Annotated in this window: 24 protein-coding genes; 6 read left to right on the top strand and 18 right to left on the bottom strand. The window is 65.0% G+C overall.

Annotation, left to right across the window (positions count from 1 at the left end):
* Positions 1 to 22: 22 nt before the first annotated feature.
* From RO07_RS07945 to RO07_RS07925, 5 genes are all read right to left on the bottom strand, one after another.
* Complete coding sequence (locus tag RO07_RS07945) at positions 23 to 913, bottom strand: amidohydrolase family protein (RefSeq protein WP_039409591.1); 891 nt, start codon at positions 911 to 913, stop codon at positions 23 to 25.
* 136 nt (positions 914 to 1,049) lie between these two features.
* Entirely contained in the window at positions 1,050 to 2,462 is a 1,413-nt protein-coding gene (locus tag RO07_RS07940) for an FAD-binding oxidoreductase (protein ID WP_039409590.1), read from the bottom strand.
* 48 nt (positions 2,463 to 2,510) lie between these two features.
* Positions 2,511 to 3,242 (bottom strand): FadR/GntR family transcriptional regulator, encoded by a 732-nt coding sequence (locus tag RO07_RS07935; protein WP_039409587.1) that lies wholly within the window; start codon positions 3,240 to 3,242, stop codon positions 2,511 to 2,513.
* A gap of 236 nt (positions 3,243 to 3,478) precedes the next feature.
* A complete protein-coding gene (locus RO07_RS07930; protein ID WP_039409583.1) occupies positions 3,479 to 3,778 on the bottom strand; it encodes an antibiotic biosynthesis monooxygenase family protein in 300 nt (99 codons plus the stop codon).
* 27 nt (positions 3,779 to 3,805) lie between these two features.
* On the bottom strand, positions 3,806 to 4,192 hold the full coding sequence (locus RO07_RS07925; protein WP_147284531.1) for a hypothetical protein: 387 nt from the start codon (positions 4,190 to 4,192) through the stop codon (positions 3,806 to 3,808).
* Here RO07_RS07925 and RO07_RS07920 point away from each other — a divergent pair.
* Positions 4,191 to 5,393 carry an ammonium transporter gene (locus RO07_RS07920; protein ID WP_039409577.1) on the top strand — a complete coding sequence of 401 codons (1,203 nt, stop codon included), beginning with the start codon at positions 4,191 to 4,193 and terminating at the stop codon, positions 5,391 to 5,393. The two genes, RO07_RS07925 and RO07_RS07920, sit on opposite strands and share 2 nt — an antisense overlap.
* 46 nt (positions 5,394 to 5,439) lie before the next feature.
* Here RO07_RS07920 and RO07_RS07915 read toward each other — a convergent pair whose 3' ends face one another.
* From RO07_RS07915 to RO07_RS07900, 4 genes are all read right to left on the bottom strand, one after another.
* A complete protein-coding gene (locus tag RO07_RS07915; protein ID WP_052267116.1) occupies positions 5,440 to 6,114 on the bottom strand; it encodes a GntR family transcriptional regulator in 675 nt (224 codons plus the stop codon).
* A 174-nt stretch (positions 6,115 to 6,288) separates the two neighbouring features.
* Positions 6,289 to 7,239, bottom strand: a complete 951-nt coding sequence (locus RO07_RS07910; protein ID WP_084072513.1) for an alpha/beta hydrolase — start codon at positions 7,237 to 7,239, stop codon at positions 6,289 to 6,291.
* On the bottom strand, positions 7,233 to 7,511 hold the full coding sequence (locus RO07_RS07905) for a 2Fe-2S iron-sulfur cluster-binding protein (protein ID WP_039414694.1): 279 nt from the start codon (positions 7,509 to 7,511) through the stop codon (positions 7,233 to 7,235). The genes RO07_RS07910 and RO07_RS07905 overlap by 7 nt, the downstream gene beginning before the upstream one ends.
* Positions 7,512 to 7,876: 365 nt before the next feature.
* Positions 7,877 to 8,188, bottom strand: a complete 312-nt coding sequence (locus RO07_RS07900; protein WP_039409574.1) for a 2Fe-2S iron-sulfur cluster-binding protein — start codon at positions 8,186 to 8,188, stop codon at positions 7,877 to 7,879.
* 229 nt (positions 8,189 to 8,417) lie between these two features.
* On the opposite strand from RO07_RS07900, the gene RO07_RS07895 reads away from it, so the two are divergent.
* Positions 8,418 to 9,347, top strand: a complete 930-nt coding sequence (locus RO07_RS07895) for an ornithine cyclodeaminase family protein (RefSeq protein ID WP_039409571.1) — start codon at positions 8,418 to 8,420, stop codon at positions 9,345 to 9,347.
* A 91-nt stretch (positions 9,348 to 9,438) separates the two neighbouring features.
* On the opposite strand, the gene RO07_RS07890 is transcribed toward RO07_RS07895, so the two are convergent.
* The 7 genes from RO07_RS07890 to RO07_RS07860 all read right to left on the bottom strand — a co-directional run bounded on the left by RO07_RS07890 (position 9,439) and on the right by RO07_RS07860 (position 18,147).
* Positions 9,439 to 10,473, bottom strand: coding sequence for a 2Fe-2S iron-sulfur cluster-binding protein (locus RO07_RS07890; RefSeq protein WP_039409569.1), 1,035 nt, complete (start codon positions 10,471 to 10,473; stop codon positions 9,439 to 9,441).
* A gap of 13 nt (positions 10,474 to 10,486) precedes the next feature.
* A complete protein-coding gene (locus RO07_RS07885) occupies positions 10,487 to 10,966 on the bottom strand; it encodes a GlcG/HbpS family heme-binding protein (protein ID WP_039409567.1) in 480 nt (159 codons plus the stop codon).
* A gap of 60 nt (positions 10,967 to 11,026) precedes the next feature.
* Positions 11,027 to 12,481, bottom strand: a complete 1,455-nt coding sequence (locus tag RO07_RS07880) for an aldehyde dehydrogenase family protein (RefSeq protein WP_039409565.1) — start codon at positions 12,479 to 12,481, stop codon at positions 11,027 to 11,029.
* 93 nt (positions 12,482 to 12,574) lie between these two features.
* Positions 12,575 to 13,306: a TenA family transcriptional regulator gene (locus RO07_RS07875; protein WP_039409564.1), complete on the bottom strand. Its 732-nt coding sequence runs from the start codon at positions 13,304 to 13,306 to the stop codon at positions 12,575 to 12,577.
* 180 nt (positions 13,307 to 13,486) lie between these two features.
* The gene (locus RO07_RS07870) at positions 13,487 to 14,836 is read right to left on the bottom strand and encodes an MFS transporter (RefSeq protein WP_072636986.1); all 1,350 of its coding nucleotides are present in this window, start codon (positions 14,834 to 14,836) and stop codon (positions 13,487 to 13,489) included.
* Positions 14,837 to 14,916: 80 nt separating this feature from the next.
* Complete coding sequence (locus tag RO07_RS07865) at positions 14,917 to 16,422, bottom strand: amidase (protein WP_237171398.1); 1,506 nt, start codon at positions 16,420 to 16,422, stop codon at positions 14,917 to 14,919.
* Positions 16,423 to 16,551: 129 nt separating this feature from the next.
* Positions 16,552 to 18,147 carry a hypothetical protein gene (locus RO07_RS07860; RefSeq protein WP_147284532.1) on the bottom strand — a complete coding sequence of 532 codons (1,596 nt, stop codon included), beginning with the start codon at positions 18,145 to 18,147 and terminating at the stop codon, positions 16,552 to 16,554.
* Positions 18,148 to 18,563: 416 nt separating this feature from the next.
* Here RO07_RS07860 and RO07_RS07855 point away from each other — a divergent pair, with 416 nt between their 5' ends.
* A complete protein-coding gene (locus RO07_RS07855; protein WP_052267115.1) occupies positions 18,564 to 19,355 on the top strand; it encodes an IclR family transcriptional regulator in 792 nt (263 codons plus the stop codon).
* A gap of 160 nt (positions 19,356 to 19,515) precedes the next feature.
* On the opposite strand, the gene dmpG is transcribed toward RO07_RS07855, so the two are convergent.
* Together dmpG and RO07_RS07845 are read right to left on the bottom strand one after the other, a co-directional pair.
* Positions 19,516 to 20,535, bottom strand: coding sequence for a 4-hydroxy-2-oxovalerate aldolase (gene dmpG, locus RO07_RS07850; RefSeq protein ID WP_039409557.1), 1,020 nt, complete (start codon positions 20,533 to 20,535; stop codon positions 19,516 to 19,518).
* A gap of 31 nt (positions 20,536 to 20,566) precedes the next feature.
* Positions 20,567 to 21,553, bottom strand: a complete 987-nt coding sequence (locus RO07_RS07845) for an acetaldehyde dehydrogenase (acetylating) (protein WP_174234864.1) — start codon at positions 21,551 to 21,553, stop codon at positions 20,567 to 20,569.
* Positions 21,554 to 22,259: 706 nt separating this feature from the next.
* Here RO07_RS07845 and pagP point away from each other — a divergent pair.
* The 3 genes from pagP to RO07_RS07830 all read left to right on the top strand — a co-directional run bounded on the left by pagP (position 22,260) and on the right by RO07_RS07830 (position 24,948).
* Positions 22,260 to 22,913 (top strand): lipid IV(A) palmitoyltransferase PagP, encoded by a 654-nt coding sequence (pagP, locus tag RO07_RS07840; protein ID WP_084072512.1) that lies wholly within the window; start codon positions 22,260 to 22,262, stop codon positions 22,911 to 22,913.
* Between the two features lie 161 nt (positions 22,914 to 23,074).
* Positions 23,075 to 24,145 carry a hypothetical protein gene (locus RO07_RS07835; protein ID WP_039409553.1) on the top strand — a complete coding sequence of 357 codons (1,071 nt, stop codon included), beginning with the start codon at positions 23,075 to 23,077 and terminating at the stop codon, positions 24,143 to 24,145.
* Positions 24,146 to 24,492: 347 nt separating this feature from the next.
* Positions 24,493 to 24,948, top strand: a complete 456-nt coding sequence (locus tag RO07_RS07830) for an HU family DNA-binding protein (RefSeq protein WP_039409552.1) — start codon at positions 24,493 to 24,495, stop codon at positions 24,946 to 24,948.
* Positions 24,949 to 24,979: the final 31 nt, after the last annotated feature.

The raw sequence follows: 24,979 nt of genomic DNA, 5'->3' as shown, positions 1-24,979 counted from the left end.
GGGCGTCCGCGATGTCATGCGCTCAGGCCGTTGTGGGAAATCCGTACAGACGCGCCGGGTTGTCGACGAGGATGCGGCGGCGCACGTCGGCGTCCGGCGCCCAGATCGGCAGCAGGTTGCGCAACGCACCGGTGTTCGGCATGCGCGTGAGCGAAACGTGGGGCCAGTCGCTGCCCCACACCATGCGGTCGGGGGCGTCGTCGATAAGCGCCTGCGCGAACGGCGTCACGTCGTCGAACGTCGGAAACCGCTCGCTGATGCGATAGGCGCCCGAGAGCTTGACCCAGTAGCCGTGATCGCGCACGAGCGAGCGCAACGCCGAGAAGCCCGGCGCATCGAGTCCCTGCGCCACCGGCGTATGTCCCATGTGATCGACGATCCCGGTGACCGGCAGCTTCGTCATGCGTGGCATGAGTTCGGGCAGCGTCTTCACGTCCATCAGGAACTGCATGTGCCAGCCGAGATCCTTGATGCGATGCGCCAGCGTCTCCATCGCCGCAAAGCCGATGCCACCGCCGAACAGCACGTTGATGCGCAGGCCGCGAACGCCGGCGGCGTGCATCGCCTCGAGTTCCGCGTCGGTCACGTCGGGCGAGACGACGGCGATACCGCGCAGTCGATCCGGATGACGGCGCAGCGTCTCGAGCATGTAGCGATTGTCGGTGCCGTAGACACTGATCTGCACGAGTACGCCGTGGCGCATGCCGGTGGCGTCGAGCATGGCGAGGTACTTCTCCTCGGGCGCGGGCGGCGGCGTATAGCTGCGCTCGGGCACCATCGGATAGTCGCCGCTCGCCGCCACGACGTGCGCGTGCGTATCGACCGCGCCCGCGGGCACGTCAAACGTGGATGGATCGATCTCCGGCAGCGGGCCAAGGCACAGCGGCGCTCCGGCGGCGGGGGTTGCGGTCATGTCGACTCCTCAGGAGGCGCGAGGGCGACAGTGACGACGTCGGGCTCACGCCAGGGGCTAAAACGGATCGGGCGACGGCGCCCGAGGAAAAACAACCGGAACAAACCGGAAAAACGGGGAAGCGGGAAGCGCGCGCTTACAGCAGCTTGCCCGGATTCATGATGCCGGCCGGATCGAACACGGCCTTGATCTCGCGCATCAGACGCAGTTCGAGCGGCGACTTGTACTTGGCGAAATACGAACGCTTTAGCTGCCCGATGCCGTGCTCGGCACTGATGCTGCCACCGTGGCGCGCGACTTCGTCGAGCACTTCCGCCGTGATCGCCTCTCCGTGCTTCGTCATGAAGTCCGGCGCTTCCCCCGCGGGGCGAGACAGGTTGTAGTGCAGATTGCCGTCGCCGAAGTGACCGAAGATGAACGGACGGACCTGCGGACATACGCGACGCACGCGCGCCTCGGCGCTCGCCATGAAATCGGGAATGGCTTCGATCGGCAGCGAAACGTCGTGCTTGAGATGCGGGCCGTCCGCGCGTTGCGCTTCGGAAATCTCTTCGCGCAGCTTCCACATCGCTTCGAGCTGGCCGAGTGTGGACGACACCACGGCGTCGGCGCAGAGGTCGCGCTCGATCGCCGTCTCGATAACCCGCTCGAGCAAGGCGGCCAACGCCGCTTCGTTCGCCGTGTCGGCAAGCTCGATCAACACATAGCCGGGATGCCGGTCGGCGAACGGCGCCCGCACGCCGGGCACGTTCGCGATCACCAGATCGACACACTCGCCGGTGAAGAACTCGAACGCCTGCATGCGCGGACCGCATTCGGCGAAAAGCAGCTCATACAGCGCCAACGCCTGACGCGGCGAACCAACGGCCGCGATCACCACCTGTCGCACCGGCGTCGGCGCATGGAGCCGCAGCGCCGCCGCCGTGATCACGCCGAGCGTGCCTTCCGAGCCGATGAGCAGTTGCTTGAGGTCATAGCCGGTGTTGTCCTTGCGCAGCGTGCGCAGGCCGTGCAGGATCTCGCCGTTCGGCAGCACGGCTTCGACGCCGAGGACCAGCTCACGCGTCATGCCGTAGCGGACGACGTTCACGCCGCCGGCGTTCGTCGCGAGATTGCCGCCGAGCTGGCACGACCCTTCGGCGGCGAGGCTCAGGGGCAACAGACGGTTCGCGTCGCGCGCGGCGCGCTGCAGGTCTTCGAGAATGCAGCCGGCTTCCGCGACCATCGTGTTGGCGATGGTGTCGAGGCTGCGCACGGCATTCATGCGGTCCAGACTCAGCACCACGTTCTGCGCCGAGGCGTCGGGCGTCGCGCCCCCGCACAAGCCGGTATTGCCACCACGCGGCACCACGGGCGTGCCCGTGCTCTGACAGAGCGCGAGAATCTTCGCGACATCTTCCGTGGTGCGCGGACGCACGACGGCCTGCGCATTGCCACGATACATGCCGCGCCAGTCGGCCAGCCACGGTGCGATGTCGTCGGTTGCCGTGAGGACGCTGTCGACGCCGACGGCATCGATGAGGCGTTGAGCAAAAGCGGTGTGAGTCATGATGTCCCGCGTCGGGGAGTTGCAGTGCAGGGAATGGCATCTGACAGATCAGGGCCGGGTCGGCGCGATGGCGCCGGTGATGACGTCTCGACCGGGCAGCGTCAGACCGAGACGAGCCGAGGCGCGCAGCAGGTGCGAGAGCGACGCGGCGCGTGCGAGCAATGGGTCGCGCGCCTTGATCGCATTGAACACGGCCACGTGCTCCTGATGCACCTGCGCGGCAAGCCCTTCGTGGAGCAGCGTGTTCGTGCGCGCGGTGTGGACGACCTGGCGGATCTGCAGATTCAGATACTGCAGCAGATCGGCGTAGTAGCGGTTGTGCGTGGCGCGGGCGATGGCGGCATGGAACGCCGTGTCGTACTCCGCGCCGTTTTCCACGTGATACAGGTTCGTTTCGAGCTTTTCGAGAATGTCGCCGAGCCGACGAATGTCCTCCTCGGTATGACGCACGGCGGCGAGCGCGGCGGCCGTACTCTCCAGGTCGAGACGCAACTCGTAGACGCTCGCGAGATCGGCGGCGTCCTGCCCCACGGGGACCTGGAAGCCGCTCGACGGCGTACGCGCCTTGACCGTCACGCCCGCACCTTGCCGGCTGTCGATAAGCCCCTGCGCGCGCAAGCGCTCCGTGACCTCACGGATCACCGCGGGACTTACGCCATAGGTCTCGGAAAGCTGCTTGCCGGTCGGCAACCGGGTGCCGACGGGATAAACGCCCTGCCGAATCGCGTCCTGCAATTGCTGCGCGACCTGTTCGGTCAGGGTCTTGGGCTTGGTGGCCATCCTCTCACGTCCGTCTCATGCTTTTCTGGTTTTCATGTTATCTGAAAACTTTCGACGAACTTCACCGAGTTAACCCTTAGTCTCCCATCCGATGAAAGACAGAAAAACAAAAGGCGGCGACGAGGACTTCTCCTGCCGCCGCCCTTTGGACTCACGGCGTTGCGCCGCCGGGTGCGTCATCCGGGCCTGGGGCCTGGGGCCTGGGCAGCGCCCGGACGCGCCTGACATCCCGTCGCTTAGAAACCGATCAGCGCTTCGGTGACGTGGCTCACGTTGGGCGGTGCGGCAAAGCACTCGCTCACCAGTGCCCGCCATTGCTGGAACGCTTCCGAGTTGCGGAAGTGGATGGTGTGGTCTTCGAGCGTTTCCCAGGTGACGACGAGGCTGTAGTGCGTCGGCTGCTCGATGGATTTGAGCAGACGCATGCCGTGGCAGCCTTTCGAGCCCTTGAAAAGCGGTGCGGCCTTCGCCACGCCTTGCTCGAAGGCGGCTTCGGTGCCGGGCTTCACTTCGATCTGGGCAATTTCAAAGATCATGGGATTTCCTCTGTGGTTGTGCGTGTGTCAATCGATGTTGTAGTTGTCGCACAGCGCCGCCTCACCGCCCTCGCTCCAGGCGCTGTCCAGACGCATCGTGCGACGCCGCGCGACGCAGCCTCGGTCCGAAGCTGCGAGAACGCCCGATTCTATACCGCACGCGAGTGCGCCGCATCGCGCATGACGGCGGCACGCCTTTCCGCATTTTTCACTGCCGCCCTCGCGACGACATGCACCGAGTTCGCCCATCTTCGTTCCCAGGACGGCACACGGCACCACGATCGTGCCAGACGCGACGGACCACATCGACTCATCAGATAAAACGTCCATATAAATCAAAGTGGTTGAGAAGTCTGGCATCGCTCTTGCATATCTTCGTTCTTCTTCTCGTTTGCACCAAAAGAGCACATTCATGCCCAATTCCAATACCCCCGGCGACGTGCTGTTCCTTCTGCTCGGCGCGATCCTGGTGCTTGCCATGCACGCCGGCTTTGCCTTTCTCGAACTTGGTACGGTTCGCAAGAAGAACCAGGTGAACGCACTGGTCAAGATCCTGACCGACTTCGCGGTCTCCGGCCTCGCCTATTTCTTTATCGGCTATCCGCTCGCTTACGGCGTCGATTTCTGGTCGAGCGCGGCGGTGCTCTCCGAGCACAATGGCTATGCGCTGATCCGCTTCTTCTTCCTGCTGACGTTTGCCGCGGCGATTCCGGCCATCGTTTCGGGAGGCATTGCGGAGCGCGCGAAATTTCATCCGCAATCGGTGGCGACTTTCTTCCTCGTGGGCGTGATCTACCCGTTCTTCGAGGGAATTGCGTGGAACAACCATCTGGGCATTCAAGACGGGTTCACGCATGCGCTGGGCGCGCCGTTCCACGACTTCGCGGGTTCGGTCGTGGTGCACGCGGTCGGCGGCTGGATCGGGCTGGCAGCCGTGTTGCACCTCGGGGCTCGCCGCGGACGTTACAACGGTCAGGGACAGGTCGCGGCACATCCGCCGTCGTCGATTCCATTCCTGGCGCTCGGTGCATGGATCCTGATCGTGGGCTGGTTCGGCTTCAACGTGATGAGTGCGCAGCGCGTGGGCGGTATCTCGGGGCTGGTCGCGGTGAACTCGCTCATGGCGATGGTCGGTGGCACGCTCGTCGCGATGTGGGTCGGCAAGGACGATCCGGGCTTCATTCACAACGGCCCGCTCGCCGGGCTCGTGGCGGTGTGCGCGGGTTCCGACGTGATGCATCCGCTGGGCGCGCTCGTCGTCGGCGCCGTGGCGGGTGGACTGTTCGTATGGCTGTTCACGGTGACGCAGAATCGCCTGCGCATCGACGACGTGCTTGGCGTGTGGCCGCTGCATGGCGTGTGCGGCATCTGGGGTGGGCTGGCGGCGGGCATCTTCGGTCAGACGGCGCTCGGCGGACTCGGCGGCGTGAGCTTCATCGCACAAGTTGCCGGCACGATGATGGGGGTGGCCATCGCCTTCGCGGGCGGCTACCTCGTCTACGGCGTGATCAAGCGCGTCATGGGCCTGCGGCTCGACGACGAGCAGGAGTACTACGGCGCCGACCTCTCCATCCACAAGATCACGGCGACGCCGGAGCGGGAGACGAATTGGTGAACCGAGGGTGAGCCAAGCGCTTGTGTCTTCGCTCGACGCAAGCAGCTCAGCGGGCGAGGTTATCCAGGTAGTACTGCGCGGCGCGAGTGACGTGGCGTTCGGCGAGAAGTGCGGCAAACGCCGCATCGCCGGACTGCACTGCGCGCAGAATGGCGGCGTGCTCTTCCCAGGTGATGCGTACCTCTTCGTCGCTGGCGTTGACGAACAGCATGCGCGAACGGTCGCGCATGGAACGCATCAGGTCCGCGAGCATCGCGTTCGCGCCCGCGGAATACAACAAGTCGTGGAAACGGGCATTGAGTTCCAGGAGGCCCGACGTCTCTCCCGCGGCGACCTTGGCGTTGCCCTCCTGCAGAACCTTTTCGATGCGCTTGACCAACTCCGGCGTGCAATGTTCCGCCGCCAGGCGGGCGTTCAGTCCCTCGAGCGTGGCGCGGATCTGTACCAGTTCACGCGCCGACGCCGGATCGAACGACGCCACGACCGCACCGTGCCGGGGCCTCACTTCCACCAACCCCTCGACGGCCAGCGCCCGCAACGCCTCGCGCACCGGCACGCGCGACACCTCCAGTTCCTGAGCGATCCGTCCTTCGACGAGGCGGTCGCCCGGCTTGTAAGTCCCCGAGGTGATGGACTCGCGCAAACGGGCAGTCACCAGATCCGAAAGCTGCTGGTGCATGATCGGCTCGCGACCGTTTGCCCCTGTGGCTCCCCGTACCATAATTCCAATCTCCACAAACCGACGGTTCCGCGCCCACGGACGCCTGCTGCCGTGGCCCATGGTCCCCAATAACCGACGCATTTTATAGCAGCAACGGCTTTTTGTAGACTGTACACGATCAGGGAGGCACTCCGCCGGCAAGTATTGCCCGGGACGCGGCGTAGATGTCCGCTCTCAGGCAGGACGACATGCCGACGCCATGAACGCCAGTATTTCCCGCCCCAGCCACTCCTCACCGGAATTGAAGTGCGCCACGATCGACGTGTGATTGTGGCCGCGCACCTGGACGAACCGGGGCGCCGCACCGCGTGCGCGCAGGAGTGTTTGGAAAAACGCCGCGCCGTAGTCGTCGAGGAACCGGTTTTCGTATTCCGCGACGGCGATCATCGTCGGCACCGCGCAGCACGCACCGTGCGTGAGCGGCGAGCGCTGCGCATAGCGCGATTCATCGCCGCCGAAATACGCCCGCACGGGCCCCGCGTTCGGGTTGCGCGCATCGACATCCGCGAACAACCGCGCACTGATCAGCACCAGGCCAGCCACACCTCCAGCCGGCAAGGAGGACGCTTCCGTCAGCGCCGGATCGAACAGACAACCGGCCGCGTGCGTGCCCCCGGCCGAGTGTCCGATGAGGAAGATGCGCGACGTGTCGATACGCAGGCGCGAAGCGTTCTCGTGCACCCAGGCGATGGCCCGCGCGACATCCTGCGCGCCGCCGGGCCACCGCGCCTCGTCGGCCAGACGGTATTCGACGTTGATCGCCAACATGCCCTGTCGCGCGAACCAGTGGCATACGTTGTCGTAAATCTCACCGTTGACGCTCTTGTTGCCGCGTACGAACGCACCGCCATGGACGAACAGGACGGCTTCGCGCAGGTCCGTCGAAGGCGCGACCGGTTCAAAGACATCGAGGACCTGACGCGCATGCTCGCCGTAGGGCACGTCGCGCTCGACGTGCGGACTCCTCGGCGCCGCCGCCAGCACTGGCGTGTAGCACTCGATCACCGCCTTGCGGTGCGCGATGATGTCATCGTTCCAGCGCGGCCCCAGTTCGAGCATCAGCCGACGCTGCTCGATCGGCAAGGCCGAGAACGGCTCGGTCGTCACGTCCGGGCCGCTCACCATGACACGCTCACATTGCCGTTGACGAAGGTCTGGCAGGCCATGCGATAGCCGTTGGCGAGGTCGTCGGGGCTCAGGTGCCTGCGCTCCTTTTGCTTGACCTCGTCGGTATGCTCACGGCCCTGTTCCACACGGCACCGACAGGTACCGCACAGACCGCCGCCGCATTTGAACGGAATCCCCCCCTTCTCGCGCAACGACACGCGCAGCAGATTGCTGTTGGGCGGCGCCTCGACGACTTTGCCGCCATTCGTGATGAACGTGATTTGCACCATGGTGTTGACCGATGTCTCCGGATTGCGGCGGCGAAGTCGCGCCAGCGCATGTTCGCGGCCAACGAGCGACTCGAGCGACGCCACCGCCTCCGACACGCTGTCGAACTTCTCGAAAAATTTGGTGGGCACGAGATTCGCCTCGTCCGGCACGGATTCGTCGACGATGCGCACGCGCGCTTGCGCGTCCAGCTTTGCCACCACGAACGCCGCGACGTGGCGCGTGCCGTAGAAGTAGTCGTGGGTCTCGATCGGTGTGATGCCGGGCGTGGGTTCGCTGCGATACTGGCCCGGGCGGCTCGTAAGTACGATGTACATTCGCTTTCCTCGTTGCGGGTAGCCTGACGATGCGCGACAGTGCCCTGCGCTCAAGGCGCCACCGGCAATTCGTCGCCCTGCTCCAGTTCGATGTCGTGCTCGATCCAGAGCTGACAAGCCAGCCGGAAACCCGCATCGAGCCGCTCGCCCAGTTGCTTCTTCTCTTTCCAGTTCGGCGCCGGAAGATGTTCGCCGCCGGCCAGCACGCGACACGCGCAACGCGAACACTTGCCCATGCCGCATTCGTAGCGCAAATGGGGGAATGGAAACTGCTTGATGCCCGCACGGACGACCAGGTTGGTCCTGGCCTTCACCTCTTCCCGGTACGTCTGACCGTTCCTGCGAAATACAACGACTGGCATACCTCCTCCTTTCACCGAGACCCCGCCCCTTGGCGTACGGCGGCGGTTTTTGCGACAGTGTAACGCGTTAATGGATACTGTATACCGAAATAAATTCCAACGGACCGCTCTGTGGCGTCTCGACCTCGAAACTCAGGCTTTTCACTGGCCCCTCGGCCTCGAACTATTTGTGAGATGGCTTTTGTTCGTATACCGTATACCCATTTTCAATCTATACAAAACGCGACCGATGATTCATCTCACCGACGCACAAATCGACAAGCTGATTGACGTCCCGCAAGCCATTCCCACGCTCGAGAGCGCATTTCGCGAACTCGCACGCGGTAGCGCCGCAGTGCAACGTCGTATACGTACCGAAGCACAAGGCACGAAGCTCTCGACCCTCGGCGCCGTGCTCCCCGGCGCGGACGTCGCGGGTGCGAAGGTCTACTCCACCATTCGAGGTCAGTTCAACTTCGTGATCGTGCTGTTCCGCGCGTCCGACGGCGCTTGCCTTGCCACACTCGACGCGAATGCCATCACTCGCGTGCGCACGGCCGCGACGACGATGCTCGCCGTACGGGCGCTGGCCCGGCGCGGCGCACGCACGGCGGCGGTCTTCGGCACCGGCGTCCAGGGAGCGGCTCACGCCCACGCGCTCGCGCAAATGCGGGGCGTCGAAACGCTGCGGATTGTCGGTATCGACGGCGATGCCGCCCTCGCCGCAGCGCTCAACGAGACTTACGGCGCGCAAGGCGTGACGGCCAGCGCCATGCAAACCGACGAGGCGCTCGATGGCGCCGATATCGTCGTCACCGCAACACGCTCGACGACGCCGCTCTTCGATGGCCGCGCCCTGTCGTCGGGCGCTTTCGTCGCCGCTATCGGTTCGAGCCTGCCGACCACGCGCGAGACGGACGACAGCACCCTCGCCCGTGCGGCGCGCGTCGTCGTGGAGTTGCGCGAGCAGGCCCGCGAAGAAGCCGGCGATTTGCTGCTGGCCGCGCCGGGGCTCGTCGACTGGGACCAAGTCGAGGAATTGGGCGACGTGCTCGAAGGCCTGACGCCGGGCCGGCAACGCGACGACGAGATCATCGTCTACAAGGCGGTCGGATTCGGTCTGCAGGACGTGGCACTCGCCGCGCTGGCTTACCGGACGTTCATCGAGCGCGGCGCGTGATACGTCGAAGCGCTTCCGATAGACAGGGGCGGATGGGCGACGGGCGGGGGTGAGCGGCGCAAGCGCCATTCCCCCGCTTTTTGCATGACGCTCAGGCTGCGGCCTCCACGGGCGCCGGATGCTGGAACGTGAAGCTGTCGGCATACACATAGCGCACGCTGGCGCCATTCGCGACGAAGGCCCGCTGCGCGTCCGCGATCATCATCGGCGAGCCGCACAGGTACACCGCATGCTCGGAAAGATCGGGATGCTCGGACAGCACGACACCCTGCACGTAACCGCGTGCGCCCTGCCAGTCGTCATCCGCACGCGAAAGCACCGGCACGTAGCGGAAATCCTCGTGCTCGGCGGCAAGCTGCGTCAGCTCGCCGTGCAGATACAGCGCCGCCTGCGTGCGACCGCCCCAGTACAGATCGATCGGCGGTGTATCGCCGCTTGCCAGCATCTGCGCCAGCATGCTGCGCAATGGTGCGATGCCCGTGCCGGTGGCGACCATGACGATCGGCCGGTAGTCGTCTTCGTGATAACCGAATCCACCCAACGGGGCTTCCACCTCGAGTTTGTCGCCGGGACGCAGCTGGCTCAGGCGCGTCTGCGTGAAGCGCCCTCCCTCGATATGACGGATATGGAGCTCCACTTCGGGACGCCCGTCGGCGGCGTCGGGATGAGACGCCATCGAGAAGCTGCGCGGCCCCAAATCGCCGCCGGGGAAAACATTGAGGTACTGCCCGGGACGGAAGACCCACGGATCGCCGTCGTCGATGGCCAGCACGAGCCGGGTCACGTCCGGCGCAAGCGATGCCAAGCGAGCCACCGTCGCCAGACGCCGACGTGCCGGCCCGGGCGATTCGAGCACGCGCTCCGTACTGATCGCGAGATCGGAGCACGCATGCGCCTGACACAGCAGTGCGTAGCCCGCGTCGGCCTCCTCGCGCGAGAGCGCGCCCGGCATGTCCTCGTACCGCACGCGCCCCTGCGTGAGCTTGACGCGGCACGTCCCACAGCCGCCGAACTCACACTCGGACGGCAGTACGACCCCCGCCCGCCGCGCGGCCTCGAGCACGGTTTCGTCGGGCGTTGCGTCGAAGCTTCGCTGGGCCTCGATCCATGTGATTCGATAGCTCACCGGCGGCCTCGCATCAAAGCTTGATGTCGGGCTGGACGAGGACTTCGCGTCCGCTCTCGCGCAACAGCGCCTGCAACGCGGCCAGACCCGCCAGACCCGCCTGCGTATCCTGCTCGCCATTGCCACCCGACAAACCGATGCCGCCGACGACCTGCTTGTCGACCACGATGGGGAAGCCGCCGACGAACGCCGCGAAGCGCCCCTCGAAGCTCCACTGGATACCGAAAGCTTCGTTGCCGGGCAGCGCGGGACCGTTGGGAGGCGTGGTGAACAAGTGCGTCGAGCGCTTGTGTCCCGCCGCCGTGAACGCCTTGTTCCAGGCGATCTGCGGGCCGGTGATGCGGCCACCGTCCATGCGTTCGAGCGCGAGCGGGAAGCCGCCCTCGTCGACCACGCAAATCGACTCGAGGACGCCGATTTCCCGCGAACGCGCAATCGCCGCCGCGATCATGTGACGGGCTTCGGCAAGTTCAAGTTTGAAGAAGGGTTTCATGACTGATCCGGTGAGGTGTCGGAGATATCTGGAATATCGGGAACGGAAGATGCGCGGGCGTCAAACACCGCGATAGACCGTCTTGATCTGCTGATAGAACTCGAGGCCGTCGCGCCCGGACTCGCGGAATGTGGCCGTGCTCGACTGCTTGATGCCGCCGAACGGCGCGTTCACGAGATTGCCGGTGGTCGTGCGGTTGATCTTGACGGTGCCGACTTCGATATCGTTCGCGAAACGGTGCATGAGTCGCGGATCCTGCGTGACGAGCGCGGCGGCGAGTCCATAGTCGCTGTCGTTCGCAACGGCGATCGCGTCCTCGTAGCCGTCCACGTCGATCACGGCGATGACCGGGCCGAAAATTTCCTCGCGTGCGATACGGGCATCACGTGGTACCTGCGAAAAGACCGCCGGCGTGACGAAGTAGCCGTGCGCGTAAGCGTCATGCGTGAGTTGCTCGCCGCCGCATACCAGCGTGGCTTCGCGTTTGCCGATCTCGATGTAGTCGAGCACCGTGCGCAACTGCCCCGCGTTTGCCAACGGGCCGATATCGATGCCGGGCTGCATGCCGCTGCCGACCTTGAGCGTCGCGGTCTTCGCGGCCAGCCGCTCGACGAATGTGGCGCGGATATCGCGCGCCACCAGGACCCGGCTGGTGCCGGTACACGCCTGACCGGTGAGCGAGAAGCCGCCCTTGATCGTCAGATCGACAGCGCGGTCGATGTCCCGCGCGTCGAGCACGATCAGCGGATTCTTGCCGCCGAGCTCCATCTGCGTGCGAGTCGACATCGACGCGGCACGGTGAATCTGCTCGCCCGCCGTCGTCGATCCGGTAAAGGAGATGGCGCGCACTTCGCGTGCGCCGACCAGTGTCGGGCCGACGGCCGATGCGCTGCCCGTCACAAAGTTGAGTACGCCCGCGGGAATGCCTGCCTCGACGAACGCCTCCGCCAGACGCAGCCCGCTCAGTGGCGCGTCGGACGCCGGCTTGAACACCACCGTGTTGCCGCAGACGAGGGCCGGCGCGATCTTGCGCGCCGGGATCGACACGGGAAAATTCCACGGCGAGATCACCGTGACCACCCCCAGCGGCTCGCGGACGGTATACACCGTCATATCGGCGTCGTCATTGGGAAACGTCTCCCCGCCGTACGACTGCGCCTCGACGGCGTAGTAGCGCAGCGTTTGCGCCGCGCGCATGAACTCGTCTTTCGCGAGGGCCTTCGGCTTGCCCTCCTCGCGCGTGAGCTCTTCGCCGAAACGCTCGGCGTTGCGTTCGAGATAGGTCGCCGCATCGATGAGGAATCTGGCGCGAGCGCTCGTCGACAGGCGCTTCCAGGCGTCGAATGCCGATGCGGCGGCGCGCACGGCGGCCTGTGCATCCACCTCGCTGGACGCCTGGAAGTGGCCCACGACGTCGCGCGTGTCGGCCGGGTTCAGATTCGCGAAGGTGGCGCCCGAGCGACTCGCGCACCATTCGCCGTCGATGTAGTTCAGAAATGTGGGAGCGGATGTCATGACAACAGCGTCCTGCAAAGCGTCTTCAGGACCGCGCCGCCGTGTGTCGCCCGGAAGACAGGACGGTTGGCGGCGCGGGGAGGCGGAGCCTGCTCAGGCGGCAAGTCCCAGTTCGGGCAGCGGCACTTCGCTCTCGACGTAGTCGTAATAGAGCGCCGTCGTGTAGAGCAGACGCATTTGCGCGCCGATCTCACAGATTTTCAGGCAACGCTGCTGAAGCTCCACGGTGTTGGCGTTCTCCAGCACGATCTGATAGCCGCGCTCACCGTGAATCTCGTCAGAGACGATATGCAGATCGAAGAACTCGACTTCCTCGTCGGTGAACTTGTACTTGTCGCGCAGCGTGGGAGTCTGCTTGCGGTAGATCGACGGCACCTGCGACTCCAGACCGACGACCAGGCCGGCCACGGCCACCACCGGGTCTTCGCGCATCGCCACGGCATAGCACCAGCTCTGCAGGCCGCGCGTGGTCGGCGACATGTTGTCCGGGTCGACGACGCGCTCGCGGGTCGTACCGCACGCCTCGGCGAAACGGATCAGCAGATCGGTGTGGCGATCGCCGCCGATCTCCTCTTCGTACATGTTCGCCAGCAGGAAGTCCTTCGCCTCGGTCATGTGGTCGGGCGTGCGGGCGTACAGGTAGCCGAGGTAATCGGCGAACGGGCCCACATAGTGGTAGTGGTTCTCCGCCCAGCGCGCCAGGTGCGCCCGCGAGAGCTTGCCGCTGGCCCACGCGATACTGAACGGCGCCTTGTTCGCGCTCTTGCCCTTGATTGCTTCTTCGAGTGCCGCGCGGAAGGTTTCGCGGTCCATCAGTTCAGCCATGTCTTGCTCCTTGGTTTCAGGTGGTTGACCCGCTCCGCCCCGGCAAGCCGGTACAAAGCGGGTTCGATTTATCATTTTGGTACACTGTATACAGTTTTACCAAAAATGCCAATACAACAAATTCCGGTGCGGGACGTGCCGCGGTAAAGAGGTGCAGGGATACAGAGAGAGAAGGAAAGCTCAGTCGACGGCGCGGCCAACGGCGTTGGTCACTGTGCCATGAGTGCCGTGGACCGGATGCACGGTACGCGAAGCGTCGGCGTCAGCGCGGGTATCGGCATTCACGGGATCGATCGCGTCCAGCTTGATACCGTTCGTCTCGGGCAGCATCAGCGCCGCAACGACCACGAGACCATAACCGACGGCGGCGACGATCGGAATGGCGAAGGTGAGCGTGGTGTGACCGCTGGCAAGCCAGCCCGCCATGAACGGGAAGATCGAGCCGATGACGCGTCCCGCGTTATAGGCAACGCCATAACCGGTGGCGCGAACTTCGTGCGGATACGTCTCCGAAATCGTTGCCGCCACGCCCGCGAACGTTCCCTGCATCAGCACGCCCATCAGGAAGCCCAGCACCATCATCACGGGTATCGGCGCCGCAATCAGCATGTAGGCAATGCTCATGGCGAATGCGCCGAGCGCGAACAGGATGTAGGTCGGACGACGGCCGAGCCTGTCGGTACACCACGCTCCTGCCGCGTAACCGACGATCGAGCCCACGATCGTGATCGCGAGCCACATGCCCGTTCCCGTCACCGACAGGCCCCGCTCCGTCTTGAGCCACGTCGGCATCCAGGTCGCGATCGCGTAGTACGAGCCGAGCATGCCTCCCGACAGCAGGCTGCACCACAGGGTGCGAGCGGCAAGGCGTCCGCTGAACACACCACGAATCGTCGTGAGCGGGCTGGTCTGACGGCGCTCCGCCATCGTGCGGGTAAAGGCTTCCGGCTCTTCGAGATTGCGGCGCAGCCAGAACACCATCAACGCCGGCGCCACACCGATGAACAGGCACACGCGCCAGGCGATCTCGGACGGCAGCCAGTTGAAGATCGCGCTATATGCGATGGCCGCCAGCGCCCAGCCGAACGAATAGCTGCTGGCCGTAAAGCCGGAGAATTTGCCTCGATGGGCCGGATTGCGGATCGTCTCCATGACCAGCACCATGCACAGCGACGACTCCCCGCCAAAGCCGAGGCCCTGCACGATGCGCAGCACGGCGAGTTGCGTGGGAGAGTTGGTCAGACCGCAGCCGAAGCACGCCAGCGCGAAGATGGCGATGGTCCAGCGCAGGATGCGCACGCGGCCGTAACGGTCGGCGAGCAGGCCCGCGCCGATCGCGCCGACAAGGGAAGCGATCAGCGTGTACGTGACGATGCTGCCCGCGGTGGCCTTGCTCATGTTCCAGGTGGTGAGCAGCACCGGAATGAGAAAGGAATAGATCATGAAATCGTAGACATCGACCGTATGGCCGATGAACGTGCCCGCAAAGGCACGCTTCTCGTTTCTCGATAGCGAATTTAGCCAGGACATGGCGGCGTCCTCCTTGGAGGTCGTGGGTTTTGTGGGATCGATGAGGTTGTCGACGCTTGGGGTTTCGGTGGTTCGAAGGATCAGGCGGGTGGTACGAAGGCGTAGCCGGCGGCTTCCAGCAATCTGGCTACATGAATCGAGCGCAGGTCGTGATACAGCGGAGCCACGATCTGCACGCCGACGGGCAGCCCCCGAGCCGTACGCCCCGCGGGGGCCACGGTCGAGGGCAGGCCGCACAAGCCGGAATGTCCGGCCCAGAAAAGCTGTGTGGTGAGCGGCTGTGCGCAGCCGTTGACCTCCAGCGTGCGCTGCCAGGGCGCCCCCTCCTCGTTCAAGGGGAACGCCGGTGTGGCGGCCACCGGGCACAGCAGCACGTCCACGCATTCGAACAACTCGCGCCACGCCGCGGCAAAACGCTCACGCAACGGCTGCAGCCTGAGCCAGTCGCGGTGGCGCATCGCGGCCCCCACGTACTGGAGCGATGCGTAACGGACGTCGTCCGAGGGCGCCTGCGCGGCGGCCGCGACGGCAGCCTCGAAAGCGTCGTCGCCGAGATACCCGCAGGTCGACGCGCGCAGCATCAGCGTATAGACGCGCATGAGTTCGGTAGCGTCGAGCGACGGGTGGGCGTTCCAGAGCACCTGCGCGCCGCGCCGTTCGAGGTCCTTGCCGAGATTCACGAGGCATTGCTCCACCTCGGCGTCGACGTCGGCAACCGGGTGATTGGGCAGAATGCCGAAGCGGATCTGGCGCAGATCGGTGGCATGAAAGCGCGGCAGTTCGAAGCGCACGGCGCATGCGGCCTCGGCGGACGGCCCGGCGATCGCGGCAAGCACCACCTCGAGATCGGCCGCGCTGCGGGCCAGCGGTCCGGCCACGTTGATATCGGGAAACGTCATGCCACCGGGAAGTCCGTGGCCGTCGAGCGGCACCAGACCGTGCGTGCTCTTGTGCGAAAAGATGCCGCAGTAGTGCGCTGGATTGCGGATCGAGGAACCGATGTCCGATCCGACGTCGAAGAACGCCATGCCCGTACAGACGGCGGCAGCGCTGCCGCCCGACGAACCGCCCGGCGTGCGGTGCATGTCGTGAGGATTGCGCGTCGTGCCGTAGACGTCGTTGTAGCTTTGCCAGTCGCGCAGCCAGATCGGCACGTTGGTCTTGCCCAGCAAGATCGCCCCCGCGTCGGTCAGCCGTTGCACCACGCCCGCATGCCGCGCCGCGATATTGCCGGTGAACGCCGGATCGCCCACGGTGGTGGGCCAGCCCTTGACGTCGAACGACTCCTTGATGGTGAACGGCACGCCGTGCAAGGGGCCTCGGACGAGTCCGGCGCGCAACTCGGCGTCGCGCTTGCGCGCGAGCGCGTAGGCGCTGTCGAAATCGCTTACCACGACCGCATTGAGCCGCGGATTCGCCTTGCGCCATGCACCCTCGCACGCTGCCACGAGGGCTTCGGAAGTGACCTCACGCCGCCGCAGCGCCTCCTGGACTGCTGTCAGCGTGGCGTAATGCCATGGCACCGCCCCGGTTGCCCGACCTGATATGACACCGTCGTCGAGCGGCTCGACTGTGGGATTCATCATGATGGAAAACTCGTTTCAGTATTCTGTATACCATCGATGGACAAATTATCGGTGTCAAGTCAAATGCTCATCAGGGTTTCCGCTTAGATGCGGTGATGTGGGGAGGGACGCACGGTGGCGACGCTTGGCTCAGACCCGCGTCGATTCGATATCGATGTATGCCACGCTTGAGCGCGTACGTCCGGCGCGCGAGCGATCGTCTTGCGACGACACCGCCTCCTGCTTCTCGGCGATCGAGGCAGACACCGCCCGTTCGAGCAGCGCCGCGCTCCAGTGTTGATACAGCAACAACAACCGATACGACGCCCGGGCTGGCGTGGCAGCGCCGATCTGCCACGCTTCGCCGTTCCAGCGATGCCCCCACGGGCTTTCCCCCGGGTTCAGACTCAGACGGCTCGCGCCGTCGACGCGCGACGCATGACACGGCACCTGGAGCGCTGCGCACTCAACAGCAATCTGATCCGCGGTCAAACTACCGCCCGAGACGAGCAAACGTTCGCGCAACATCGAGAGCGACGCAATCTTCGCCAGCAGTGGCGTGTCGCAAAGGGCGGCGAGTTGCGTGACGGCTTCGACGCGATCGAGCACGGTCGCCACATCCTCCGCCGGCACCGCCGCCAATCGTGCACAAAGCGCTTCCCATCGCTGCGCCAGCCCGTTCGCATCGATGGTAAAGGCCTCGTTGCGCGCCCATGTGCCCAGCAGACTCGTTACGGCACGACAGGAGTCCAGCATCAATCCCGCAACCCGCAGGAGGCCGCGGTAGCCGTCTCTCGTCTCCGACGGGCCCGAAAACCAGGACGGTATCCATAGGGCAAACCGCGTCGGTGGCACCGCGGAATTGGCAAACGTAAAGAGCGTCGCGACGTCGCGCGCCCGGGTGAGTGTGCCCAGCGTATCGCGCCATGGCGATGTCCTCGGGGACGCTGGCAACATCACACATGCTTCGAGCAGACGACATCCCGCATCCATGCGCTTGAGCACTTCGTCGACCGCGTGATGGCGAATGAGCGTCGGCGAGCCCAGCGATTGTGTCAGTACGCCTTTCGCCCCTTCGAACGCCAGCAACGTCCAGTCGGCCCACGGCACACCGAACGGTGTGTTGGCCGCGGACATCCGAGCCGCCGGATCTCCTGTCGGCTCGTCGTCCGCCTGGTGCTCGCGGTAAAAGCAAGCGGCGACGATCGCAAGCAACGACAGGTTGCCGACGAGCGACATGGCGTCGCGCGCCGCACGGAAATGCCATCCGCGATGACCGGTCTCGGAAATCGTCTTCAGCCACGCGAGTGCGTCGCTGCTGACCTGCTCGGCGAGAACGTCGGTCGATTGCCGCACGTCCTCACCGTGAGTGGGCGCCAACCTCGCATCGACCCGATGCCTGGTCTGCGCGAGCCGCCCATCGCGTTGGTGCGCGAGATCGAACTCTTTGCGATAGAAATGCTGGCACGGTCCGGTCGACACCCACAGACCCGCCCATGCGCGCGTAAATGCCCGCGCCAGAGCGGGGTCGACGCCACGCGGCAGCGCCTGGCCGTTGCGCTGCGCGTTGCTCGCCGCATTGCACGCACGCGTGAGCCGGGCGCCCAAACTCATCTGTTCGGCGCGCAGGCATGCCGCCTCCTCGCGCATGCCCGCCATCTCGAGGCCAGCCTGCGCCTTGACCCTGGAATCGGCGTCCCATCCCGAGCCCGGGCCCGTCGCGCCTGCACACTGTTGGCACCCCATCGAATCCCCCGCAAGTTCGTCGCCGAGCGTGTCGGCAAACTGTCGACTATAGGCAGACGATGCGGAACGCGCGGCGCTTCGCAGGACGGGCACGCGCGCAAGCCTTGATATTCCGATGTCGAAACGCGGTCCCCCGCCTTGTCGTTCTCCTCCAGCGAGCCCCCACTTACGCAACTTGTACAGCGTCCTGGGGCTTGAGCTCTCGCCAAGTGACAATGCGTCGCGGTAGACTTTCGCCACACTGACGTCCGCGGCCGTCTCGGGCGCTCCGGCGAGCGCCCACTTCGCTGAACCGACATGCCTACCCATACACCCTCTCACGCGTCCACGACCCTTTGCACGACAACCCCGGGATTTCCGCGCGTCCCACTCACGGGCTACGTCCACGAACGCCTGCCGGCGCTCGAGGGGGCGTGATGGCAAAACCGAAAGCGCAGAAGACCGAGCGCCCACGCACGCTCGCGAGCCAGACCCTCTTTCGCGGCCTCGACATCGTGGAAGCCGTGGCCGCCGGCATCGACACCGTGCCGGCGCTCTCGGCGCATACCGGCATCACGCCGTCGACCACGCACCGGATCGCGTCGGCGCTCGTCCACGCCGGCTATCTGCGCTTCGAGCCGCGACGCGGCTACCGGCTCGGCAACAAGCTCATCGAGCTCGGCTTTCTCGCATACCGGCAGATCGACCTGCCGCGCGTGGCGCGCCCCGCGCTGGAAACGCTGGCGAGCGAAACGCAGGACACGGTGCATCTGGCCGTCGCCGACGGTTGGGAAGTGATGTATCTCGACAAACTGCCTGGCCAGCGTGCCGTGGAAATCAGCTCGCGCATCGGCGGGCGCAAGCCGATCTGCGTGACCGGTGTCGGCAAGGCGCTGTTGCTCGATCAGGACGAAGCGGCGTGGCGCACGCAACTCGAACACTTCCAGACGAAAGTGCCCTCGCATCCCATCGACACGGCAACGTGGCTCGCGCGCATGCACGATTACGCGCGTCTGGGCTACGCCTTCGACCTCGAAGACGACACGCCGCAAATCCGCTGCGTGGCAGCCCCCGTGTACGACGCGAGCCAGCGCATCGTGGCCGCCATCAGCGTGTCGAGTACGACCAAGTACATGAGCCGCGAACGCATGCAGGAGCTCGTGCCGCGCGTGAGGGACACGGCCGCACAGATCAGTCGGCAACTCGGCTGGTCCGGCGTCGCGCGCTGAACTCGGCGCACGGACGCAAAAAAGCCGGCACCGCGTGAAGCGGGCCGGCACCGGTACTGCTTGGGTGATACGACTGCCAGGGTGATACCCGATAACGCGTTGGCAATCCACCGCCAACGCGTGTGCGCCTTGCGTCGGATCGCGCGGCCGCCTTACGTCCTCACGCGGCGCGACGCTTGAGCAAGTCGAGCGCGACGTCGACGATCATGTCTTCCTGCCCGCCGACCATACGACGCTGGCCGAGCTCGACCAGGATGTCGACGGTCTTCAGATCGTAGCGCGCCGCGGCCGCCTCGGCGTGACGCAGGAAGCTCGAATAGACCCCCGCGTAGCCCAGCGCCAGCGTCTCGCGGTCGACGCGCACGGCACGATCCTGCAGCGGACGCACGATGTCGTCGGCCGCATCCATCAGCGTGTACAGATCGCAGCCGTGGTTCCAGCCAAGACGCGACGCGGCCGCGATGAACACTTCCAGCGGCGCGTTGCCGGCGCCGGCGCCCATGCCGGCCAGGCTCGCATCGATGCGATCGCAGCCCTCTTCCACCGCGACGATCGAGTTCGCCACGCCGAGGCTCAGGTTGTGGTGCGCATGCATGCCGGTGAGCGTCTCGGGCTTGAGCACGTCCTTGAACGCGCGGAAGCGATCGCGCACGTCGTTCATGCCCAGTGCACCGCCCGAATCGACCACGTAGATGCACGTCGCGCCGTACGACTCCATCAGCCTGGCCTGCTCGGCCAGATGCCGCGGCGTGGTCATGTGGCTCATCATCAGGAAGCCGACAGTGTCCATGCCCAACTCGCGCGCGTACGCAATGTGCTGACGCGAAACGTCGGCTTCCGTGCAGTGCGTGGCGATGCGCACCACGCGAGCGCCTGCATCGTAGGCTTCGCGCAGGTCATGCACGGTGCCCACGCCCGGCAGCAGCAGCGTGGCCACCTTGGCGTGCGTGACGGTCTCGGCCACGGCCGCGATCCATTCGAGATCGGTGTGGGCGCCGAACCCGTAGTTGAAGCTCGAGCCGGACAGGCCGTCGCCGTGCGCGACTTCGATCGAATCGACGCGCGCCGCATCGAGCGCCGCGGCGATCGCCTTCACGTTGGCAATGCTGTATTGGTGGCGAATCGCGTGGCTGCCGTCGCGCAGCGTCACGTCGGAAATGTAGAGCTTTTTCTGCGTCATGGTGATGTGTCTCCGGGAGCGCGCGCGGCGCTCAGGCGGCAATGGCCAGGCGAGTGGCGGCGATACGATCGGCACAGGCCAGCGCGGCGCTGGTCATGATGTCGAGGTTGCCTGCGTAGGCCGGCAGATAGTGCGCGGCGCCTTCCACTTCGAGGAATACCGAGGTCTTCAGACCAGTGAGCTTGCCCAGTCCCGGCACGTTGAGCGGGCGCGAGGCATCGAACAGTTCGAACTGCACTTTCTGCTTCAGACGATAGCCCGGCACGTACGCGTGCACCTTGTCGACCATCGCCTGAATGCTCGCTTCGATGGCGGCCTGATCGCCCGGCTCCGACAGCGCGAATACCGTGTCGCGCATGATGAGCGGCGGCTCGGCCGGATTGAGCACGATGATCGCCTTGCCGCGCGACGCGCCACCGAGCACTTCGATGGCCTTGGACGTCGTTTCGGTGAATTCGTCGATGTTCGCACGCGTGCCCGGGCCGGCCGACTTGCTGGAGATCGACGCCACGATCTCGGCGTAATGCACCTTCGCCACTTGCGAGATGGCCGCCACGATGGGGATCGTGGCCTGGCCGCCGCACGTCACCATGTTGATGTTCTTCGCGTCGAGATGCGCGTCGAGGTTGATCGACGGAATCACGTACGGGCCGATGGCCGCCGGCGTCAGGTCGATCACCTGCACGCCACGCGCCTGCAGCAGTTCGCTGTGGTGCGCGTGCGCCTTGGCCGAGGTCGCGTCGAACGCGATGCGAATGTCGTCGAAACCCGGCATCGCCAGCAGCCCATCGATGCCACCTGCCGTCGTCGGCACGCCGAGACGCTCGGCCCGCGCGAGACCGTCCGACGCCGGGTCGATACCGACCATCGCGCCCATTTCCAGATGCTCGCTATTGCGCATCACCTTGATCATCAGGTCGGTGCCGATGTTGCCCGAGCCAATGATCGCCACTTTCTGCTTGCGTCGTTCCGTCACGGTTGTCTCCTGAACGTGTCCGTCCACCGGTATGAGGCGCATCGTAATTGCGCACGAACTTAAATGTCAATATGTAAGTATTTATCTCATATTTTGAGATTAAATGCATTGGCGGTTTATCCACATTTTTTGTTCACAAGGCGGTTGATAACTTGCGGAAAAGCGTCGCAAGTCGATGATTCGACAAGGAAGATTTGCCGCGCGCGAAAGTTGTGCCATCGGCCGCAAAACCAGGCATGACGCGGGTTTACGGGATGCATCGTTATCCACAGAATCTGTTTGCAAGCCAGTGGACAACTCCCGGATAGCTCGCTCAAGTCGTTGATCGGACGGGGAAAAAGTCGCGCGCGCATTTACTGCGCCACTGCCGCGCCGTTGGCGTGCGGCGCGCGCCATGAGGGACTGCCTGCGAGTGACGCGAATAGCGACGCCGCCCCCTAGCGCGGTTATCCACAGAAAATGTTCACAACCCGGTGAATAACGCGTCGATATCCGAGGTATCCCGTTGATGCGAAAGGTTTTTCTCGCCGCGCAGCAACCGCGGTCAGCCGTTGCCCGAACCGTGAGCGAGGGTCCCGGCCATCGCGCGAGCGAGAACTTTTGTGTGTGTCCCGCGGTCTATATACCCCGCGAATCAAGGTAGCTCAGCGTCCCCCCATCCGCTGATTCAGCGTCTCCCCATCTACCGATTCGACGTCGACGCATCGCTCGACGGCTCCCACAACCTGATCGACGGTTCACGCCCGCTATGTCTACGACCCCCCAAAACAACGGGCGGCTCGCGCAATCGGTTCATCTCGCACCGCCTGCCCCCCGCCCCCATACGCCGCAACGCCCCCGTCGTCTCGCATGGTGTGCTGCGCTGTCTCTCCTGACACCGTTCGCGGCACAGGCCGACGATGCACCGAGCGGCATCTCGACGTGGACCGGCGCCATCGTGGACGAAGTGCGCGAAGTAGCCACGCAAGGCGCCAGCGATCTCTACGTGCCGCTGCACACGCACCACCTTCGCTTCGCCTACACCCGCGAGAAGATCTCCCAGTACAACGAAAACCCGTGGGGTCTCGGCTACGGACGCGTGCTCTCCGACGGCAAGAACGGCTCGCGCATGCTGTACGCGATGGCGTTCAAGGACTCGCACAACGACTGGTCGCCGATGGCCGGCTACGGAAGGATCTGGAATGTCGCGAACGCGGGACCGGTCCGTTTCGGTCTCGGCTACACGGTCTTCCTGATGTCGCGCTCGGACACGCTCGGCGGCGTGCCCTTCCCCGGCGCACTGCCGCTCGCGGAAATCGGCGTGGGGCGCGCCTCCATCGCGACCGCCTACGTGCCCGGCGGCAAGGGCAACGGCAACGTGCTGTTCATCTTCGGGCGCTATACGTTCGGCAAACCGGGCTGAATTCGGCGAAATCTCACGGATGCATGACGCCCCGATGGCATCCAAAACGACGTCGTGTCTCGCTTTTCCCTCGCTGTTCCCGGCTTTCGGCTCTTGTCAGCGGACGTCTTTTGATCGACTATCCGCAGCTTGGGATAAGCCGCCACATTCGGGGATACATCATGCGGGGTTTCAAGACTTGGAAGTTCGCGACGGGATGGCTCGTCGCGGGCATGTTCGGCCTTGCCGGTCATGCACAGGCGCAATCGGGCAGTCCGGCGCGCACGCCGGTTGCCGCCTGCAACTGCGCACAGATCGTGGCCGATTGTTCGGCCTCCGTGACGGTGCTCCCGACGCGCGCGCTCAACGGCGCGTTCTCGGCCGACGTCACGCTGCAAACCGACGCGCCGTCGTGCGCGAGGATCGATTACCAACTCGACGACACGCCCTACGTCACGATCCTGCGCGACGGGGCGATGAGCACTCAGCGTCTGTATGGCGCACGTCCGCTCACCCGCAACAGCCTCTCTCATATGTCGTGCCACGTGTGCGCCGCCGCGTCGGCGCCGGTCGCGAACGACGGACTGCCGCCCGACATGGCGCGCGTCGATGGCGCGCCGGGCACATTCAGCGCCGCGCCCATGGCACCCGTTGCCGCCGTCGCACCGTCCACCGCGCCCGCCGGAAACGTGAGCACCTACGCCCCGCCCGCCGCTACGGCGCAGAACGCGGCGCTCGCGAGCACGGCGCCGCCGAGCAGCATCGGCGACACTGCCGGGCTCAATGCGGTGAACACACCAAACACGGGCACGCCGGAGCTCGCGCGCGACGTCGCCGCGATCGATGCGCCTGCCCCGGCCGTCGCCACGATCGTCACACCGCCCATTGCACCGGGCGCACCGGATGCGGCGGCGGGCACGGCCGCCGCCGCGCCGTTGCGCGTGGTGAACCCATCGGGTCGCTGGCGCGGTCTGTGCAAGAGCGCCCCGCCGTGGTGGGGAATTTTCAGCTCGCCGATGACGAGGCTGATGGCGCTGGCTCTCAATGGCTCGCAAGTCACCGGCAGCGTCGACGACGTCGAACCGAACATTCACACCACGGTGCAGGGCTCGCTCGCCGGCGATCGCCTGCAACTGGCGGGCAGCTACGGTGCGAAGCACGACATCACTTTCGGCGCGGACGGCACGACCCTCACCGACGCCTGGTGCAACGGCGACGGCCGCTGCGAGACCTGCGAAATGCAGCGTTTCTAAGGGTTTTCGGGGCATTTGACAAGAGTGCTGGCTCGCATTCCGGATCGGCGCGCACGTCAAAATCCCCCTGAAAAATGGCATGAAAGCCGGCCTCGGCGTTCGCGAAAAGGCGGGCGTCGAATTCTCGTCGGCTGCGTTTCGCTACAAAGCCCGCGCATCGCGTCGCGAACGAAACGAGTGGAAATGCAGCCGAATCGCCGCTCAGCCTTGTGCGGCAAGCGCGCAACATTCGTCGCACACTGCTCGCACAAAGCGATTTCTTAGGTAGAATCGTCGGCGCAGCAAGACGTATCATTCGGGTGGCCGTTCTCCGACGGCACTTTCTTATTCTCATCGATTGGATCGATATGGCAACGGCAAAGAAAGCAGCAGCAAAGAAGGCCCCTGTGGCGAAAAAGGCTCCGGCAGCCAAGAAGGCTCCGGTAGCGAAAAAGGCAGCCCCGAAGGCAGCCAAGGCAGCTCCGAAGGCAGCCGCCAACGGCAAGCTCTCGCCGATCAAGGACACGCTCAACAAGACCCAGCTCGCAGCGCACCTCGCAGACCAATCGGCTGTCGCCGTGAAGGAAGTGAAGGCAGTGCTGGCCGCGCTTGAGAACACGATCCTCGGTTCGCTGCACAAGAAGGGTGCCGGCGAATTCACGCTGCATGGTCTGTTCAAGGTCACGTCGCAACAAATCGCCGCCAAGGCGAAGCGTTTCGGCAAGGACCCGTTCACGGGCCAGGAGCGTTGGTTCCCGGCAAAGCCGGCTTCGGTGCGCGTGAAGGTTCGCCCGCTGAAGAAGGTCAAGGACGCCGCCCAGTAAGTCTTGCCATCGTCACGCCGTGCTCCGCACG

This window comes from Pandoraea pulmonicola, from assembly GCF_000815105.2.
GTDB classification, from domain to species: Bacteria; Pseudomonadota; Gammaproteobacteria; order Burkholderiales; family Burkholderiaceae; genus Pandoraea; species Pandoraea pulmonicola.
This window is presented reverse-complemented; position numbering and strand designations above follow the sequence as displayed.